This window comes from Allobosea sp. WAO (assembly GCF_001509835.1).
In the GTDB taxonomy this organism is placed as follows: domain Bacteria; phylum Pseudomonadota; class Alphaproteobacteria; order Rhizobiales; family Beijerinckiaceae; genus Allobosea.
In genome coordinates this window covers 21,342-39,799 of sequence record NZ_JXTJ01000028.1, presented here as the reverse complement: position 1 = coordinate 39,799, position 18,458 = coordinate 21,342, and the positions used below count along the sequence as shown (strand labels likewise).

Annotated in this window: 14 protein-coding genes; 4 read left to right on the top strand and 10 right to left on the bottom strand. The window is 66.4% G+C overall.

What is annotated here, in order from left to right; genetic code table 11:
• Positions 1-166: 166 nt before the first annotated feature.
• The 6 genes from ggt to DK26_RS28140 form a co-directional block, all read right to left on the bottom strand.
• Positions 167-1,795, bottom strand: a complete 1,629-nt coding sequence (gene ggt, locus DK26_RS28165) for a gamma-glutamyltransferase (protein ID WP_066480190.1) — start codon at positions 1,793-1,795, stop codon at positions 167-169.
• A 128-nt stretch (positions 1,796-1,923) separates the two neighbouring features.
• Positions 1,924-3,579, bottom strand: a complete 1,656-nt coding sequence (locus DK26_RS28160; protein WP_248310133.1) for an ABC transporter ATP-binding protein — start codon at positions 3,577-3,579, stop codon at positions 1,924-1,926.
• Between the two features lie 47 nt (positions 3,580-3,626).
• A complete protein-coding gene (locus DK26_RS28155; protein WP_066480189.1) occupies positions 3,627-4,445 on the bottom strand; it encodes an ABC transporter permease in 819 nt (272 codons plus the stop codon).
• Entirely contained in the window at positions 4,442-5,386 is a 945-nt protein-coding gene (locus DK26_RS28150) for an ABC transporter permease (RefSeq protein WP_066480181.1), read from the bottom strand. Before DK26_RS28150 ends, DK26_RS28155 begins: the two co-directional genes overlap by 4 nt.
• 34 nt (positions 5,387-5,420) lie before the next feature.
• Complete coding sequence (locus DK26_RS28145) at positions 5,421-6,965, bottom strand: ABC transporter substrate-binding protein (protein ID WP_198162430.1); 1,545 nt, start codon at positions 6,963-6,965, stop codon at positions 5,421-5,423.
• A 49-nt stretch (positions 6,966-7,014) separates the two neighbouring features.
• Positions 7,015-7,899, bottom strand: coding sequence for a hydrolase (locus DK26_RS28140; RefSeq protein WP_066480175.1), 885 nt, complete (start codon positions 7,897-7,899; stop codon positions 7,015-7,017).
• 206 nt (positions 7,900-8,105) lie between these two features.
• On the opposite strand from DK26_RS28140, the gene DK26_RS28135 reads away from it, so the two are divergent.
• Positions 8,106-8,756, top strand: coding sequence for a GntR family transcriptional regulator (locus DK26_RS28135; RefSeq protein ID WP_066480173.1), 651 nt, complete (start codon positions 8,106-8,108; stop codon positions 8,754-8,756).
• 69 nt (positions 8,757-8,825) lie between these two features.
• Here the strand turns inward: DK26_RS28135 and DK26_RS28130 are convergent, their stop codons facing one another.
• Together DK26_RS28130 and DK26_RS28125 are read right to left on the bottom strand one after the other, a co-directional pair.
• A complete protein-coding gene (locus DK26_RS28130; protein WP_066480167.1) occupies positions 8,826-10,379 on the bottom strand; it encodes an ABC transporter substrate-binding protein in 1,554 nt (517 codons plus the stop codon).
• 76 nt (positions 10,380-10,455) lie between these two features.
• Entirely contained in the window at positions 10,456-11,598 is a 1,143-nt protein-coding gene (locus DK26_RS28125; RefSeq protein WP_066480164.1) for a C45 family peptidase, read from the bottom strand.
• A gap of 82 nt (positions 11,599-11,680) precedes the next feature.
• On the opposite strand from DK26_RS28125, the gene DK26_RS28120 reads away from it, so the two are divergent.
• Positions 11,681-12,562 (top strand): GntR family transcriptional regulator, encoded by an 882-nt coding sequence (locus DK26_RS28120; RefSeq protein WP_066480163.1) that lies wholly within the window; start codon positions 11,681-11,683, stop codon positions 12,560-12,562.
• A 77-nt stretch (positions 12,563-12,639) separates the two neighbouring features.
• Positions 12,640-13,980, top strand: a complete 1,341-nt coding sequence (locus tag DK26_RS28115) for an aminotransferase class III-fold pyridoxal phosphate-dependent enzyme (RefSeq protein WP_066480161.1) — start codon at positions 12,640-12,642, stop codon at positions 13,978-13,980.
• 163 nt (positions 13,981-14,143) lie between these two features.
• Here the strand turns inward: DK26_RS28115 and DK26_RS28110 are convergent, their stop codons facing one another.
• Positions 14,144-16,912, bottom strand: coding sequence for a GNAT family N-acetyltransferase (locus DK26_RS28110; RefSeq protein ID WP_083533665.1), 2,769 nt, complete (start codon positions 16,910-16,912; stop codon positions 14,144-14,146).
• Between the two features lie 228 nt (positions 16,913-17,140).
• Here DK26_RS28110 and DK26_RS28105 point away from each other — a divergent pair, with 228 nt between their 5' ends.
• A complete protein-coding gene (locus DK26_RS28105; RefSeq protein ID WP_066480151.1) occupies positions 17,141-17,386 on the top strand; it encodes a hypothetical protein in 246 nt (81 codons plus the stop codon).
• 212 nt (positions 17,387-17,598) lie between these two features.
• Here the strand turns inward: DK26_RS28105 and DK26_RS28100 are convergent, their stop codons facing one another.
• Positions 17,599-18,372: a class I SAM-dependent methyltransferase gene (locus tag DK26_RS28100; RefSeq protein WP_066480149.1), complete on the bottom strand. Its 774-nt coding sequence runs from the start codon at positions 18,370-18,372 to the stop codon at positions 17,599-17,601.
• Positions 18,373-18,458: the final 86 nt, after the last annotated feature.

The window sequence follows — 18,458 nt, the reverse complement described above, 5'->3', positions numbered from 1 at the left end:
AGATCACGCCGCAACCGCCATGGCCCGGCAGCTGCACTGTGCCTGCGCTCCAGTGCGGGCCTAAGAAGCGCCGGACGCAGCCTTCACATTGCCATGCGGCGATGTTGCCGGTCATCTTTCATGGCAGAGCAAACTTCAAAACGAAGCTCTGGCAGGCCGGCCAGGCTCAAGCAGCCTCGGCTTGCCAGGGAACCGAAATCGCCATGCCGTCGCGCTGCGGGTCGGCACCGCCGGTCGCGAGACCGTCCTCGATCTTGACGCCGTGGAGCGCGGCGAAGGGATAGCTCTGGGCCGAGCGCTTCACGTCATAGCCTTCGGCCTTGAGCTCGGCTTCGACGCTGCGGCGGATGCGGTTGCTGATATCGATGGAATTGGAGACGCCCATGACGCGCGGCGCGGCCACTGCCTCCAGCATCGACATCTCGAAATCGATGACGTTCATGATCCCTTGCGCCATGGCCGGGGCAATATAGCTGCCGCCCGGCGCGCCCATGACGATGAAGGGTGTGTCGCCCTTGAAGACGATGGTCGGCGCGGCGGAGGAGGAGCGCCGCTTGCCGGGCGCGATCGAGCCGGCGCGGCCGGGGCGCGGGTCGAAGCGGCTCATCGTGCCGTTGTAGATGAAGCCGAGCCCCTCGGTGATCGCGCCGGACGGGCTGCCGAGCGTATGGGTCAGCGCGACGGCGTTACCGTGCCGGTCGACCACGGTGACATGGGTGGTCTCGCGCTGCGAGGAGCGCTCAAGCCGCTTCACGTTGGCGCGCTCGCCGCGGCGGATGCTCTCGGCTTGCTCCGTCGCATGTTCCTTAGAAATCAGGCGCTCGACCGGGACGTCGACATAGGCCGGGTCGCCCATGAACTGGTCCTTGTCGATGGTCATGCGCTTCATCGCTTCGGCGAGCAGGCGGACATGTTCGGCGCTGCCATGGGGCAGCGAGCCGATGTCGAAGGGCTCGAGCATGTTGAGGATCTGCAGCATCGACATGCCGCTCGCCGGCGGCGGCGAGGTCGAGATGCGATGGCCGCGATAGGAGCCCCAGATCGGCTCGGCGACGGAGAGCTCGTAGCGGGCGAGGTCTTCACGCGAGATCAGCCCACCATGTTTGGCGAAGTCGGCGGCGATCTCTTCGGCGAGCTCGCCATGGTAGAACAGGTCGGCGCCGCCCTTGGCGAGGCGTTCCAGGGTGTTGGCCATGTCGGGGTTGACGTTGATGTCGCCGGGGCGCTTTGCGCTGCCATCTGGGCGGAAATAGAGGCGCCTACCGGTCTCGCTGTAGCGCAGCTTGTCCGAGGTGTTGACCTGGCCTGAGCCGCTCTGATCCTGCGTCCAGAACCAGTGCATGTGCGGGCGCACCAGTACGCCCTCGCGTGCCTGCCTGATCGCCGGCGCCATGACATCGGCCCAGTCCATCGTGCCGAAGCGCGAGAGGACATAATCGTAGCCCTTGACGCTGCCGGGCGTGCAGACGGCGAGATGGCCGAACTCGTTGATGCCGCCATCGAGCAGGAAGGCGAAGCCGTCGCGCGACTGGCCACGCAGCTTGGCCTGCCATATGTCCGGCTTGGCGGCATAGGAGGCGCGCGCGTAGAACTCGACGATCTCGTGGACGCCCTTGCCGGGCATGTAGAGCTGCATCGAGCCGAAGCCGCCGATGCCGGACATCAGCGGGTCGACCACGCCCTGCATGAAGGCGCAGGCGATCGCCGCGTCGATCGCATTGCCGCCGCGCTCCAGCACGGCCGCGCCGGCTTCGACCGCCTCGGGCTGCGGGGCGACGATCATTCCGTTCTTCATGGTGCGGGCTCTTCAGTTCGCATTGCACTTCCCGTCATGGTCGGGCTTGTCCCGACCATCCACGTCTTTGCTGGTCGAGGGCGTGTTCAAGACGTGGATGCTCGGCACAAGGCCGAGCAGGACGGCTTTCATCGCGCCGGCTCGGCCAGCCGCCAGAACAGGCGCACGCCGCCATCCTCCGTGCTTTCCAGCCCGGGCACGGCCGAGAGCAGCTTGCGGGTGTAGTCGTGCTGGGGATTGTCGAAGATGTCGTCGCGCGTGCCTTCCTCGACGATGCGGCCCTCATGCATGACGACGACGCGGTCGGAGACCTGTTCGACCACGCCGAGATCATGGCTGATGAACAGGCAGGAGAAGCCGTGCTTCTTCTGCAGCTCGGCGAAGAGCTCGAGCACCTGCGCCCGCACCGTCACATCAAGTGCCGAGACCGGCTCGTCGGCGATGACGAAGCTCGGCCGGCGGATGATGGCGCGGGCGATGGCGACGCGCTGGCGCTGGCCGCCCGAGAGCTCGTGCGGGTAACGTTCGGCGAAGCCGTCGCCGAGCCCGACTTCGCCCAGCACTTCGGCGAGCCGCGCCTTCTTCTCGGCGGCGCCCATGCCCTTGACCAGCCGCAAGGGCTCACCGACGAGCTCGCCGATGGTCATACGCGGGTCGAGCGAGGAATAGGGGTCCTGGAAGACCATCTGGCAGTTCAGCCGATAGTCCCACCAGGCGGCGTCGCTCCTGTCGATCGACTTGCCATTGAAGCGGATCTGGCCGCCGCTTGGCTTGAGCAAGCCGGCGATGGCATGGCCGAGCGTGGTCTTGCCCGAACCGGAGCCGCCGACGACCGAGACGACCTCGCCGGGCTTCACTGAGAGGCTGATGCCGTGCAGTGCCCGCTTGCCCTGTTCCTTGCGGAAGAAGCCCTGGCGTCCGCCATAGTCGACGACGAGATCGTCGACCGAGACCAGCGGCGTCGCCGCCTCCGGCAGGGCGCGCGCCGGCTCGCGATGCGGCATCGCGGCGAGGAGCTTGCGGGTATAGGGATGCTGCGGCCGGGCGAGGATGTCCTCGCTCTTGCCCTGCTCGACGACATCGCCCTGGCACATCACGACGATGCGGCTGCAATAGCGCGCGACCATGCCGAGATCATGCGAGATCAAGAGCACGGCGGTGCCGTTCTCCTTGGTCAGGTCGACCATCAGCTCCATGACGTCGCGCTGGACGACGGCGTCGAGCGCGGTGGTCGGTTCGTCGGCGAGCAGCAGCGCCGGCTTCAGCAGCATCACCGAAGCCAGCATGATGCGCTGGCGCATGCCACCGGAATACTGGTGCGGATAGGCGTTGAAGGCGCCCTCGGGATCGCGGATGCCGACCCGCCGGAGCATGTCGAGGATGAGCTCGCGCCGGCCGGCAGCGTCGAGCTTGCGATGCAGCGCCAATCCTTCCTCAAGCTGCCGGCCGATCAGCATGGACGGATTGAGCGAAGTCATCGGCTCCTGGAAGACCATGCCGACCCTGGCGCCGCGGATCGCCCGCAGGCGCTTCGGAGCCATGCTGGTGACCTCCTCGCTGTCGAAGCGGATCGAGCCCGAGATCAGCCGCACCGCCGGCGGGATGAAACCCATCACCGCACGCGCCGCCAGCGTCTTGCCGGAACCGGACTCGCCGACGATGCCGACGATCTCGCCGGGCGAGACCGAGAAGCTGACATCGTTGACGACGGTACGACCGGTCGAGCCGATCCTGAGCGTCAGGCCATTGACCTCAAGCAGGGGCTTGGTGCTCTTGCGCGACACGTTTTCCTGCCGAGAAACGGTGCCGACTTCGCTTGCAAACGCGTTGGTCATCGCGCACCCCTCATTCGCGGGTCGAGCTTGTCGCGCAGCGCGTCGCCGAGCAGGTTGATGCCGAGCAGGGTCAGCGAGATGGCGAGGCCCGGGAAGATGCCGAGCCAGACGGCCTGGCCGATATAGGGCCGCGAGCCCGCCAGCATATTGCCCCAGGTCGGGGCCGGCGGCGGCACGCCGAGGCCAAGGAAGGAGAGTGAGCTTTCGGCCAGCAGCACCCAACCGAACATCGAGGTCGCCAGCACGGTCAATGGCGCGATGCAGTTCGGCAGGATGTGGCGGGCCATGGTGAAGCCCTCGGAATTGCCCATCACCCGTGAGGCCGAGATGAACTCCCGCTCGCGCAGCGAGAGCACGGTGCCGCGCACGATGCGGGCGACCGAGGGCGCATAGGCGATACCGAGGGCGAGGATGATGCCATACTTGTTGGCGCCGACCACGGCGAGCAGGCCGAGCGCCAGGAGGATGCCGGGGAAGGCGAGCAGCGCGTCGTTGAAGGCCATGATGGTACGGTCGACCCAGCCGCGGACATAGCCCGAGAACAGGCCGATGACCGTGCCGAGCGAGACGGCGAGCGCGACCGTCAGCAAGCTGATCCAGACCGATGTGGCGGCGCCCGCCATCAATCGCGAGAGCACATCGCGGCCGAACTCGTCGGTGCCGAGCCAGTGCACTGCCGAGGGCGCCGCGAGCTTGGCGCGGAAGGAGAGCCGCAAGGGGTCATAGGGCGTCCAGACCGCGCTGACGCTTGCGACGATGGCGAGGAAGCCGATCAGCGTGCCGCCGACCAAAGCGTTGGGAGCTGGCAGTCTCATTGCGCCGTCACCCTCGGGTCGAAGATCGGATAGCACAGGTCGATCACGAGATTGACCAGTACATAGGTGAAGGCGACGAAGAGCATGCAGCCCTGGATCACCGGGTAGTCGCGGGCGAAGATTGAATCGACCAGCAGCCGGCCCAATCCTGGGATGGTGAAGACCGTCTCGACCACTGCGATGCCGCCGAGCAGGTTGCCGAGCACGAGGCCGATCAGCGTCCAGGTTGGGCCGAAGGCGTTCTTGAAGGCGTGGTTCCAGAGCACGGCGCTCTCGGTCAGGCCCTTGGCCCGCGCATGGGTGATGTAGTCGAGCCGCAGCACTTCCAGCGTCGAGGCGCGCGCCATGCGCAGGATCACGCCGATCTCGTGCAGGAACAGCGTCATGATCGGCATGATCAGGTAGAGGATGCCGGCGACGGGGTTCTCGGCGATCGAGACGTAGCCGACCACCGGCAGCCATTCGAGCTTGAGCCCGAAGAACAGTAGCAGCAGCAGGCCGAGCCAGAAGGTCGGGATCGACAGCAGCAGCGTCGCGACGGCGACGAGCGAGAGGTCGAGAGAGCTATCCTGCTTCCAGGCGGCGAGCACTCCGGCCGGCACCGCGACGAGGCTGGCGAGCGCGACCGCAACCAGGACGATCTGCGCCGACACCCAGAAACGCTGCAGGATCAGCGGCAGCACCGCCTGCTGCGAGTTGATCGATTGGCCGAGATCGCCCTTGAGCAGGTTGCCGAACCAGATGCCGAACTGGACCGGCACGCTCTGGTTGAGACCGAGCCTGGCCTGCAGGTCGGCGATCGAGGCCGGGGTCGCGAGGTCCCCCAGCATCAGCGAGGCCGGATCGCCCGGGATCAGGCGGATCAGCGCGAAGACCGAGATCGACACGATCAGCAGTGTCGGCACGGACATCAGGATGCGCGTCAGCGCGAAGCGCAGCATCGGTTTCCTCCCCGGTGCTTGACGATTGCCGGCGTCAGCTCGCCAGCGTCACTTCCCACATGCGCAGCTTCGACTGCCACGGCTTGAAGCCCTGGATGCGCTTGGCATGAGCGACGATGTCGAGGCCGTTGAAGGCGAAGATCATCGGCACCTCGTCGATGACCCGCTTGTGCAGCTCGTCGACGAGCTTCTGGCGCTCGGCCCGGTCGGAGGTGACGAAGAGTTTGTCGATTTGTGCCTGCGCTTCCGGATTGTCCCAGACCTTGCGCGGCTGCTTCTCCTTCGGCCCCGAGAACTGCTCGAAGGCGATGGCCGGGTCGAAGCGGGCCGAGAAGGAGAAGGACTGCATCTGGTAGTTGCCCTTGTTGTAGCGATCGAGCTGGGTCGCCCAGTCGAGCACCTCGATCTCGGCGTTGACGCCGACGCTCTGCAGCATCTGCTGCGCGACCACCGCCGCCGGGAAGCTCGGCACGACCGGGCGCTTATTGGCGAGGATCACGATCTTCTCGCCCTTGTAGCCGGCCTCCTTGAGCAGCGCCTTGGCGCGGGCGGCATCGAAGCTGAGGCCCTTCTTCTCGACCTCGCCGAAATAGCTCGAACCGGAATAGATCGGCGAGGTGTTGGGCTTGCCGAGGTCGTTGTAGAAGGCCGCGACGATCTCATCCATGTCGAGCGAAGCGGCGATCGCCTGGCGCAGCTTCTGGTTGCCCATCACCGCGTCCTTGGTCTGGATCAGGAAGACGTGCCTGACGGCATTGGGCTCGGCCACGACCGAGAGCTTTGGGTTCTTCTTCAGCTCGGCCGCATCGCTCGGCAGGATCTCGCTGAGGTCGAGCGCGCCTGAGATCAGGCCGGCCTTCACCGTCGCCGGGTCCTTGACGATCAGGAACTTGACGTCCTTGAGCAGCGGGCGCTTGGAGCCGACATAGCCGTCGGCCTTGCCGCCATCCGTCGGCGACTTGTAGCCCTCGAAGGCGGTCATGGTGAAATATTCGCCGCGCTTCCACTCGCCGAACTTGTAGGGGCCGGTGCTGATCGGCTTGTCCCAGGAGCCGTCGGCCTTGACCGAATCCTTGTGCAGGATCGCGGTCATCGCGCAGTCGGTGCGGGCGAGCGTGTCGAGGAAGAGCGCGTTCGGCTTGTCGATTTTCATGACGAAGGTGCGCGCGTCCGGCGCCGTCGCCTCCTCGACCTTGAGGCCCGAGCGGCCGTCGAACTCCGAGGTGCAGCGCCAGTCGGTCTTCGGGTCCATGTAGCGGTTCCAGCTCCACAGCACGTCGGCCGAGGTGAGCTCGGCGCCGTTGTGGAACTTGACGCCCTGGCGCAGCGTGAAGGTGTAGGTCTTGCCGTCGGCGGAGAGATCGACCTTCTCGGCGAGCAGCGGCGTGGCGACGCCGCCTTCATTGTAGCCGACGAGGCCCTCGACCAGCTGCAGCGCAAAATCGTCGGTGTTGTCGTCGCGATTGACGCCCGGATTGTTGCTGCGGATGTCGGCGGCGACCGCCACCGTGATGGACTGCGCCGCAGCGGGGCTGGCGAGCGCCAGCAAGGCAAAGGCGGAGGCGAGCAGGCGGTTCATCGGCATTCCCCTTTTTTGTCTTGTCGTTGTCTGGTGGTCGCAGGCGATCTCAGGCCGCTCTGGCCGCGCCGGATCGGCGCTCGGCGAGTACGTCGGCAAAGAAGTCCTCGACCCGCGAGACGGCTTTGAGCCCGTCATGCGGCATGTTCGGCACAAGGTCGAAGCGCACCTCGATGCCGTGCTCCTCGAAGTTGCGGCGCAAGGTATCGAGCCGCGCCGGACGGTTTGCGCCGGCATGGTTCGCATCCGGCATCCAGCTGCGGTCGCCGGGCTTGTGGGTGATCTCCCAGGTCTCGAGATCGGCGGCGCCGACGATCATCTGGACCGCAACCTTGCGCATCGCCTCGACATCGGGGGCGGCACCGAAGAGTTCGGGCATGTTGCGGGTACCGACCCACCAGTCGCGAGCGGGATCGAGCAGGGTCACCGAGCCCGGCGCGCCGATCGAGGCGGCCCAGAGCCTGTTCGGCTGCAGCATCAGGAAGCGATGGGCAAAATGGCCGCCGCCGGAATAGCCGAACAGGGCGAAGCGGTCGAAGCGCAGGCCGTAATGCTGGGCGACTTCCTCGACCATGGCGAGGAGGATGTGGTCGTACCGGACCCCGCCCTCGACCATGTACTTGAAGCCGTTGCGGTTGCCGTCGCCCATCACGCCGATCGGAAAGAGCGGGGCGAGGATGATGCAGTTGTTCCAGCGGCCGAAGGCTTCGAATGCGTCGCGATAGCCGGTGAAGCCGCGTCCGGTGCCGTGCATGGTGACGACGAGCTCGGGCGCCTGCCCGCCCTTGCCGAGGGTCTTCGGCACATAGAGGCAATAGCTGAAGCGCGGATCGCCCTTGCAGGCGACAACCGGCGTCGGGCCGAGATCGTAGAGCGCGCGAGCGATGGCGGCCGCGTCGTCCTGTTTGGCGGGCTTTGCGACGGGAGCGGTCATGCGGCGCCTCTTGATTGGCTGTAAGATTGGCGCCAATTTTGTTGCATGATATGAAGGAGCCTGCAAGCCGGATTCGACTGCGCCTGCGTCCAGAGCAGGCGAGCCGGTTTGCAAGCGTCATCGCGGCACCCTAAGTCTTTGTTTTTCATAGTCCCTGACGCAAAAACTGCTTCACAGTCCTGCTGGAATTGCTCTAGAGACCCGTCATGGCCAGCCGTCCAAAAACCCGCCAGCGCGCCAAGGGCGAACTGGCCAACGAGATCGCCAAGGCGATCCATATCCGCGCCTATCGCCCGGGCGAATGGCTGCGGCAGATCGATCTCGAAGAAGCCTTCCAGGCGACTCGCTTCGACGTGCGCACGGCGCTCGACGAGCTCGCCGTACGCAAGACCATCGAACATGTGCCCAATCGCGGCTACCGTGTCGTCGAGGTCGATCTCGCCACCTACCGCGCGATCCGCGACACCCGCATCATCCTGGAGAGTGCCGCCTGCCGCCTTGTCATCGGCAAGCTGGATGACGATGCGCTCGCCCGGCTCGACGGGCTTGCCCACGAGTTCAGCCGGACGGTGCAGAGTGGCACACGCATTGAGCAGAGCGAGATCAACCGTGCCTTCCATAGCCTGATCTATGCCCATTGCGGCAATCCGGTTCTGGTGGAGACGATCTGGAGCCTGCGCGACCGCTCGCGTGGTTCGGCGGTCACGGTCTGGGCCTCGCATCAGGCCCTGCTCGCCAGCGACGCGGACCACCACGCCATGGTCGCGGCGATCCGCGCCGAGGATGGCGAGCGTCTGGCCGAGCTGATCAGCCAGCACATCCTCAAGGACCTGATCGAGGTCAGCGGCGCAGCGTAGGCGGTCTTGACGGTTGGTCCCACAGGTCGGTGAGGTCTCACCGCTCGCAAAGCCGGTTGTCGGCGCCGCCTAATCCGCGACGGTCACCTCCCAGAGCCGCGGCTTCGACAGGATTGAGGATTTGTAGCCCTTGACCCGCTTGCCATAGGCGCCGGCGTCGATGCCGTTGTAGAGCATCACCATCGGCACCTCGGCGATGAAGCGTTGATGCAGCTCGTCGAACAGCTTCTGGCGCTCGGCCTTGTCCGAGACGACCATCGACTTGTCGAGCAGCGCCTGTGCCTCCGGATTGTCCCAGACCTTGCGCGGCTGCGTCGCCTTCGGGCCGGTCACGGATTCGAAGGAGAGGGCCGGGTCGAGCCTTGCCGAATAGGGGAAGGCCTGGAGCTGGTAATTGCCCTTGGAGTAGCGGTCGAGCTGCGTCGCCCATTCGAGCACCTCGATCTGGACGTTGATGCCGGCGGCCTGCAGCATCTGCTGCGAGACCACGGCGGCATCGAAGCTCTGCGGGTAGCGCTTGTTCGCCAGCATCACCAAGGGCTCGCCCTTGTAGCCGGCCTCCTGCAGCAGCTTCTTGGCGGCGGCGAGGTCGTGCTTGTAGCCCTTGGCCTGGGCCGCGCCGTAATAGGAGGACATCGCCGGCACGATCGAGTTGTTGCGCTTGCCGAGACCGTCGGTGACCTGCGCGACCAGTTCCTCGGTATCGAGCGCCGCGGCGATCGCCTGGCGCAGCTTGACGTTGCCGAGCAGCGGGTCGCGCGTCTGCAGCAGGATGCCGACCAGACCCATATTCTGGGTGATCGACAGCCCGATGCGCTGGTCCTTCTTGAGTTCCTTGACCTCGGCATTGGCGACGTCCGGCACGATGTCGATGTCGCCGCGCAGCAGCGCCGCCTTGGCGGTCGCGCCATCCGGGATCACCATGAAGCGGACTTCGTCGACGAGGGGGCGCTTGCCGCCAGTATAGCCGTCGGGCGCGCCGGGCAGGCTGGCATAGGCCTCGTTGCGGGCGAGACGGATGAACTCGCCGCGCTTCCACTCGGCGAATTTGTAGGGGCCGGTGCCGATCGGCTTGTCGAAGGAGCCGTCGGCTTTCAGCGAATCCTTGTGCAGGATCGCGGTCATCGCGCAATCGGTGCGGGCGATATTGGCGAGGAAGAGCGAGCTTGGCTTGTCGAGCTTGAAGACGACGGTCGCCGGATCGGGCGCCGTAACCTCTTCAACCTTGGCGCGGCCGCGGCCGTCGAACTCCGACAGGCAGCGCCAGTCGGTCTTCGGGTCCATGTAGCGGTTCCAGCTCCAGACCACATCGGCCGAGGTGAGATCGGCGCCGTTGTGGAACTTCACGCCCTTGCGCAGGGTGAAGGTGTAGCTGAGCCCGTCCGGCGAGACCTCGACCTTCTCCGCCAGCAGCGGCTTCACCGCCGAGTCCTCGCCATAGGCGACGAGCCCCTCGACAACATGCAGAACGACCGCGTCGGTGTTGTCGTCGCGGTTGACGCCCGGATTGATGCTGCGGATGTCAGCGTTGAGGTGAACCTTGATCGTCGGTGCCGCCAGCGCCGGGCCTGCCAGGACAATGGCCAGGGTCGCATAGGCGGCCGTGATCGGTCTCAGAGCCATTTTCGTACCTCCTGTTGTTCTTCCGCAGGCGCGGGCCGCCCTCTTCGGCCTTGCGCGCCTGATCCTTCCGACCGCCCTATTCGGCGGCGAGCGCCAGCGTCACCGGCTCGTCGGTGAGGCTGTAGCGCGTGAAAACGCGGTTGAGGGCTGGCAGCGGCGCGACCTCCATCGTGCCCTTGGCCGGCTGCATGATCACCATCGAGACGGTCGCCGAGAGGTTGCCGGTATCGTTGGGACGTGGCGGGCGGCAGACCGAATGCGGCGCCAGGAAATCATCGAAGAAGGCCTGCTTGAGATCATCGACCGTGAGCTTGCGACCGGCCTCGTCGAGTAGCTTCCTGACGCGCCAGTCGCGATAGAAGCTCTCGGGCACGCGCGGGATGCCGGTATCGGTTATCTTGGTCAGGGCGACCTGACCGACCCAGTGATTGGCGTGCACGATCAGCCCGTCGTCGGGATAGAGCGGGAAGGCGGCGTCGGGGGCGCATTCGAAGTCGATGCCGAAGCCGGCGACGGTCGAGAGCATCATGTTGTTCGAGCAGGCCTTCGGCGTCGTCGCCACCGCCTTGATCGCGAAGGCGAAATGCTCCTGCTCCAGCACCTTGCGGCGGATCAGGGCCAGCGGCACGCCGACCTGCGTGAAGTCGCGTTCGCTTTCGAGATAATTGGCGGTGATCGAGATGCCGGCGGCATTCATGCCGCAGCGGGCGAGGCCACCGGCCTCGACGAAGGTCAGGAAATCCGGGCCGTCATCGCGGCGCACGCGCAGCACGATCGCCGTCTCGGCGCATTCGGCCTTCCAGTCCCAGTTCTGCCCGTGGATCAGCTCGCCCGAGGCGCTGCGCTCGGGCAGGATGATTGCGCCGGTGCAGCCATCGTCGAGTTCCTCCTCCGCTCCGACCGGCTTGCTCTTTTCGAGCTTCGCCTTCGCGATCACCTCGGTGCGGGCATTGATCATGATGACGTCTTCGAGGGCGACGCCGGCGCCATCGGCGATGCCGCGCATCTCTTCGATGTAATGCTTGCCGAAGGCCTCGATCTCGCGGGCGAACTCACCGATCAGGCGCGACTTGGCGGCGGCGTCATAGCCGAGATCGCCGAGCTGGCCGCCATAAAGCTCGATCGAGCGCTTGACGCGCTTCGGCACCGCCGCACCATGCTGCCGGCCGCGTTCATAGGGTGCGCCCGAGACATCGACGAAGGGAAAGGGCTCGACCATGGCGGGAACTCCGCGTTCTCTCTGGTGCTGCGTCAATTCATAATGTATTTCATTTCGAACTAAGACAATCAAGAGCCTTTCAATGACGACGCCGACACGGCTACAGCAGGAGATCGCCGAGCGGATCCTCCGCATGGTCCGCGAGGATGGGCTCGAAGCGGGCGCCTGGCTCAACGAGAACAGCGCGGCGCGGCGCCTCAACGTCTCGCGCACGCCTGTCCGCGCCGCGATCGACCATCTCGCCCGGCAGGGGCTGGTGCGCCGGCATCCGAACAAGGGTGTCGAGCTGCTAAGCACTCCCGAGGGGCCGGCTGATGCAGGAGCGACCGCCGACGAGACCGAGCTCCTCATGGTCAAGGTCGCGCAGGACCGCCATGGCGGACGCCTGCCCGACGAGATCTCCGAGCTCGAGCTGATGCGGCGCTACGAGCTCGGGCGTCCCGAGGTGCAGCGCCTGATGACGCGGCTCGCCGATCTCGACATGGTCGAGCGCAAGCGCGGCTATGGCTGGCGTTTCCTGCACGAGGCGCGCGACCAGTCGGCGCATGACGAGCGTTACCGCTTCCGCCTGCTGATCGAGCCGATGACCTTCCTGGAACCCGGCTTCGCGCTGGAGCAGGGCTGGATCGACGAGATGCGGGCCCGGCACGAGCTGACGCTGTCGCAGCCCTGGAAGGAGAGCTCGGCGATCGGCTTCTACGAGATGAACGCCGATTTTCACGAGGGGCTGGCAGCGGCCTCCGGCAACCGCTTCATTCATTCCGCCATCCGCCGCCAGAACCAGATGCGCCGGCTCTCCAATTACGACTGGACCTATGGCTATCAGCGCGTCGTGGTGAACAGCCGCGAGCACCTGCAGATGCTCGCAACGATCGAGGCCGGCGATCTCGAACTCGCCAGTGCGCTGATGCGCAGCCATCTCCAGCGCGCCATGCAGTTGCGTCGGCCGGACGGGCTGGACTGAAGCGAGTCAATATCTACGATATTGTCTTTTGAATTTAAGAAAGACATTATGCGGCGATCCGTAGCGAGGACCAGCCGATGACCGCGCATGCCTTTGCCGCCGAAAGCCGCCGCGACAACGCTCCCGACGCGTTCTGGATGCCGTTCACGCCGATGCGCGCCTTCCGGCAGGCGCCGCTGCTGTTCGAGCGGGCTGAGGGCATGCACTACATCACCCCGAACGGACGGCGCGTGCTAGACGGCATGGCCGGTCTCTGGTGCGTCAATGCCGGGCACGGGCAGGCGAAGATCACCGAGGCGATCCGCGCCGCCGCCGGCCGGCTCGACTTCGTCTCCTCTTTCAAGATGAGCCATCCCGACGCGCAGGCCTATGCAGCGCGGCTCGCCGACTTCGCGCCCGAAGGCATCGACCATGTCTTCTTCGTCAACTCCGGCTCGGAGGCGGTCGACACCGCCCTGAAGATCGCCCGCGCCTATCATCAGGCGCGCGGCCAGGCCTCGCGCACCAAGCTGATCGGCCGGGCCAAGGGCTATCACGGCATGGGCTGGGGCGGGCTCTCGGTCTCAGGCATCGGCCGGCACAAGGCTGCCTTCGGGCCGCTGCTGCCCGATGTCGCGCATCTGCCGCTGCCCTATGATCGCGCCAGCATGGCCTTCTCGCGCGGCCGCCCCGAAGGCGGGCTCGCCGCGGCCGAGGCCCTGGAGAGCCTGCTGCAGATCCATGATCCCCAGACGGTAGCGGCGGTCATCGTCGAGCCGGTGACAGGCTCGGGCGGGGTCTATCCGCCGCCGAAAGGCTATCTCGAACGCCTGCGCGCGATCTGCGACAGACACGGCATCCTGCTGATCTTCGACGAGGTGATCACCGGCTTCGGCCGGCTTGGCGCGCCCTTCGCTGCGCAGGCCTATGGCGTCAGGCCGGATCTGATGAGCTGCGCCAAGGGCATGACCAATGGCGCGGTGCCGATGGGCGGCGTCCTCGTCGCCAGCCATGTCTACGAGGCCTTCATGGCCGGGCCGCCCGAGGCGATCGAGCTCTTCCACGGCTACACCTATTCGGCCCATCCGCTCGCCTGCGCCGCCGGCCTCGCGACGCTCGATGTCTTCGCCGAGCAGGACATTCTGGGCGGGCTCACCAAGGTGCTGCCGCTCTGGGAGGAGCGGGCGCATCTACTGAAGGGCGTGGCCCATGTCGTCGACATCCGCACTGCCGGCATGCTCTGCGCGATCGATCTCGCGCCGCGCCCGGGCGCCGACGGCGCCAGGGGTGGGGAGGCGAACAAGCTCTGCCTCGATGCCGGCGTGCTGATCCGCAATGCCGGCGACACGCTGGTGCTGTCGCCGCCGCTGGTGATCGTACCCGAAGAGATCGAGACGATCTTCGCCGCCATCGAGGTTGCGCTGGAGCGGATCGCCTAGAGCGTTTCCGTGTTTCGTTGAAGCGCGGAAGCGCTCTGGTTGTCGTTCTACCGCGTCTTCTTCACGCAAGCCGGTATCCACTTCGCTCGAAAATGCTCTGGGGCGCTCAGTCGCGCTGTGGGTATGTGGCCAGGTCCTCCGGCTCGCTGCCGCAACCCGACAATCAGGGCCTGGCTGCCGCGGAGCGGTCGAAGGCGCGCAGGTCCAGAGCAACGTGCTTGATGGAAATATCGTCGGGGTCGGCCGTAATTTCGAAACCCAGATCGCGGCAGAGCGCGAGCATCGGTCCATTCTCCGCCAGGACCTGGCTATGGACGCGATGCACTTTCTCGGCCTTGGCCCAGTCGATGATCAGCTCCATCAGCGCGCGGCCGAGTCCGATACCTTTCAGGTCGGAACGCAGCAGAATCGCGTACTCAGCCTCGGCATGACCGGGGGCCGCATGAAGCCGAACGGCGCCTGCAGCCTCCGCACTCTCCTCCTCAATGGCGATGAATGCGATCTCGCGTGCATAGTCGAGCTGGGTAAGGCGGGCGAGAAAAGCGTGGCTGAATGTCTTCAGCGGTGCGAAGAACCGCAGTCTCAGGTCTTCCGAGGTGACGCGCGCCAGCATCGCGCCGATCAGGAGTTCGTCCTCGGGCTTCATCGGGCGGATGAAGAACCGCCGCTCGCCGAGCGTAAGCTGCAGCGTCCAGCTGCTAGGATAGGGGCGGATCGCTGGACGCTGGCGGCGAGCCGGGTCCAGCTCCAGCACGACGCGCGCATCGACGGTGGCTACGCCGTTGGCGTCGGCGAGGATCGGGTTGAGATCCATGGCGCGGATCTGGGGAAGCGCCGAGGCGATGTTGCCCAACGCTACGAGAACGGCCTCTATCGCGCGCCGGTCGGCAGCAGGAACATCGCGATAGGCGGCGAGGATGCGGGAAACCCTTGTCCGGGCGATCAGGCTCTCCGCCGAGGCGAGATCAAGCGGCGGCAGCGCGACCTGCGTATCGGCGATGAGCTCGGCTGCCGTGCCGCCGCGTCCGAAAACGATGACCGGGCCGAAGCATGGGTCGACCGAGAACCCCGCGATCAGCTCGCGCGCCTTGGCACGGTGCGCCATGGGCTGCACGACGAATCCGCCAAACCGGGCCTCCGGACGCAGCTGCCGCAGACGCTCGGCCATACGATCCGCGGCGTCCCGGACGGCCTGCTCGTTGGCGAGTTCGAGTTCGACCCCGCCGACATCCGATTTATGGGCGACATCGGGAGAGACGATCTTGAGCGCGACGGTGCGGCCGGCCGCGAAATGCGCCCTGGCCGCGTCGGCCGCGGCCGCGGCGTCGGCCGCGATCACGAGGCCCAGCGTCGGAATCCGAAACAGGACGAGCAGCTGCGTGACCTCATCCGGTTCCAGCCAGGTGCGACCCTGCTCCATGGCTCGATCGACCAGTGCGGCGGCGGCATCGATGTCGGGCTGGTCACTCTCATCGAGCGCGGGCGGCCTCGCCATCAGCTCCTTGAGCAGCCGGGCGTGCCGGGTCAGGTGCTGGAAGCCGACGACCGCCGCCTGTTCCGTTGCGAATGAGGGAATGCCGGCCGATGCGAAGATCCGCGAAATCTCTTCCCCGCCGCCGACCCATACAGCGAGAACCGGCTTGCGGAATGCTGGGGACGCGTGGGCCTCGGCCACGGCGCGCGCGCAATCTGCGGAGTCGTCGGGCGCCAGGGGCGCGTTGAGAGCCAGGACGGCGTCGACGTCGCTCCGAGCCAGAAGGCGAGTGACCGTCTCCCGATAGTCCTGCGCCGTCCGAACGACCTCCGGCTCCCGGAGCAGCTGGCCCGCGCCGGCGGATTGCCGCATTCGGGCCGCGGCGAGCGCCGCCAGCCCGTCACCATTGCTGACGATCGCCAGCCGGCCGGAATCCGCGGCGCGGGCGCGCCCGAGCGTCTCGGCAGCCGCGAAGAGCTCGTCGAGATCGTTGAGCCGCAGCAAACCGGCCCGGTGAAACGCCGCGTCATGCGCGGCGTCGCGGGTAACGATCAGGGCAGAATGCGTCAGGGCGGGCCATGGCGGCTCGAGGCGCGGCGGCTTCAGGACCAGGACAGGCTTGATCCGGGCGGCGGCGCGGGCCGATGACAAGAAGCGCGGGGCATCGGTGACGGCGTCAATCGCCAGCAGGATGGTGCGCGTCGACGGATCGGCGGTGAAATGATCGAGCGCGTCGGCGATATCGACATCGGCGCATCCGCCGAGGATCACCGCGCCGGAGAGGCCGATGCCGCGCCTCGCGGCCCAGGCCAGGATCCCTGCCGCTACGGAATTGGACTGTGCGATGAGCGCGACCGAGCCGGCCGCCAGCTGCACCGGAACGGCGGTGGCATTGAGGCCGAGACGGGGCGCGGCGAGGCCGAGCGAGCCCGGTCCGATCAATCTTATGCCGCAGGCCTCGGCCGTGCTCCCCAGCCGCTGGCCATCGTCATCGGCCCCATCCGGCACGAGCAGCCCCGCACAATTGCGCCCTGCTGCGGCCGCCAACACCTGCTCGGCAACCGCGAAGGGAGCGATGAGGAGATCGGAGGACGCCAGCGCTGGAAGAGCATCCACGCCTGGAAGCACGGTGAGTGCGCCGCGATATGGTCCCGAGCGGATCTGGGTCACCAGCTGGTCGACCTCGGGCGAGCCGGCGACTACCGTGACTTTGGCGGGATCAAGCGCACGTCTGAGCAGGGCGAGCGTCATAGGTCGGCGATGTCCGTCCTCGGGCAGGCCAGCAGACGCGATTCTCGCCAGCCGGGCCAGACGCCTTCCCTGACGCCCGGCCGAGACTGTGTAGCACGCAATAACCTCCACTCTTTGCGCTGGGTTGCGCGGACGATGCATCGGCATCGCCTGGAAGCGCGCCGCCACGCGACGCAGGTTGACCGCGGCTTTCGCGCCGAAGCGCAAGTCGCTGAGCTCTGCGTGCGGGATCGGAGAGCCTCGGAAAGGGGGGCGTGGGGCAGGGCCCAGCCCATCGGATCGTGTCGAGCCGATGGGCTGGGCAGTGCGATTGGCCGCGTACGGTGGGCCTGAGTGCCGTCGACGGTCGCGCTGCGCGCGGCACAAAACGACTCGTCAATCAGTGCGTCGATCGCTAGCGTGCCGGTCAAGGTTGCGTAGCGATGAGGTGGTATCATGCCTAACGCCGACGCCGTGACGATCACGACCTATGAAGATCGCAAGACAGCGGTACTGCGGGCTGCGAAGCTGATCTCGTCTCCGAAGGGCTCGCAAGGTGAGCGCGAATTCGAGCTGCTGACCGAGGCCATCGCAGAGTTCGACATCCGCCAGGAGGCTGAAGCCTTCATCGAGATCCCGCCGGCCTTCATCCAGTTCTTGGGCGGCGGGCACCAGCGCCAGGACCAGATCAAGCGGCGCTGATCGAGCAGGCGCTTTCGCTCCCGCTTAGTGAACCGATCGGAATGGGCGCGTGCCCTGAGCCGGGCACGAACTTTCCTGCGTTGCCTCGTCTTGAATGGCGCGCGCCGCTTCCTCTCGCCAAGCCTTTTCGGGCGGCTCCTGGCCGAGTCAGGCGCGGGTTTTCCGCTGCCTTGCGGCAGCGGCGAGCGCGGTGCTGGCCAGGTCCGGGACTTTCAGCCCTGCGCGACGAAGAGGCGCAAGGAGCCATCATAGAAGGGCTGGTCGCGCAAATGCCCGTGGCGAGTGTCCCACGCGCCGGATTCGATAGCGGCCTTCAAGGCTGCAACCGCAGTGGAGACGATATCCGGCGCGACGAAGCTCCAGGCTGAGTTCGCCTGCCGCGCGCCCTCCAGCAGCAGCATTTCGGGCCTGCCGAAATAGGCCTCGTTGAAGCCGTCGCGACAATGCAGCGGAATTGGAACCGGGAGGGCCTGGGTCGTGTGGCCGAGCGTCTCAGTGATCCGTTCCAGCGAGGGATAGCGCCGCGCCTCGGTCGCGAGGACATCGGGAGCATAGTCGTTCAGCCAGAAATCGCACACCCGCTGCGGATCGCAGGACAGGATGACGATCGGTCCACGCGTGACCCGGCGCATTTCCGACAGCCCCTGTTCCAGGTCCCGCCATTGGTGGATCGTGAAGCTGGCCATCGCCGCATCGAAACTGTCGTCGGCAAAGGGGAGCGCCTCTGCCGTCGCATCGATCGCCTGAGGCAGCTCGGCCGGCCGCTGCGCCCGCATCGAGGCGGACGGCTCGACCGCCGTCAGATTTTGGCCGCGCGGCTCATAGGAGCCCGCGCCGGCGCCGACGTTGAGAATGCTGTGCGCCGAACCGAGCATCTCCTCGATGCGTTGCGCGATCACAGGTTCCGGCTGGCGAAAATTGGTATAGCCCGCACCGATCCGTCCGTAGTCGGCGTCGCCTGCGCTGCCGTCAGCTCTTCTTGCCATTCCCAAAGCTCCTCATCTCCGGCCGATCTGTTCGCGCGAAGAACCGAAATGCGCTTAGTCCCGCGAGCCTCCCGCGTGTAGGCTGC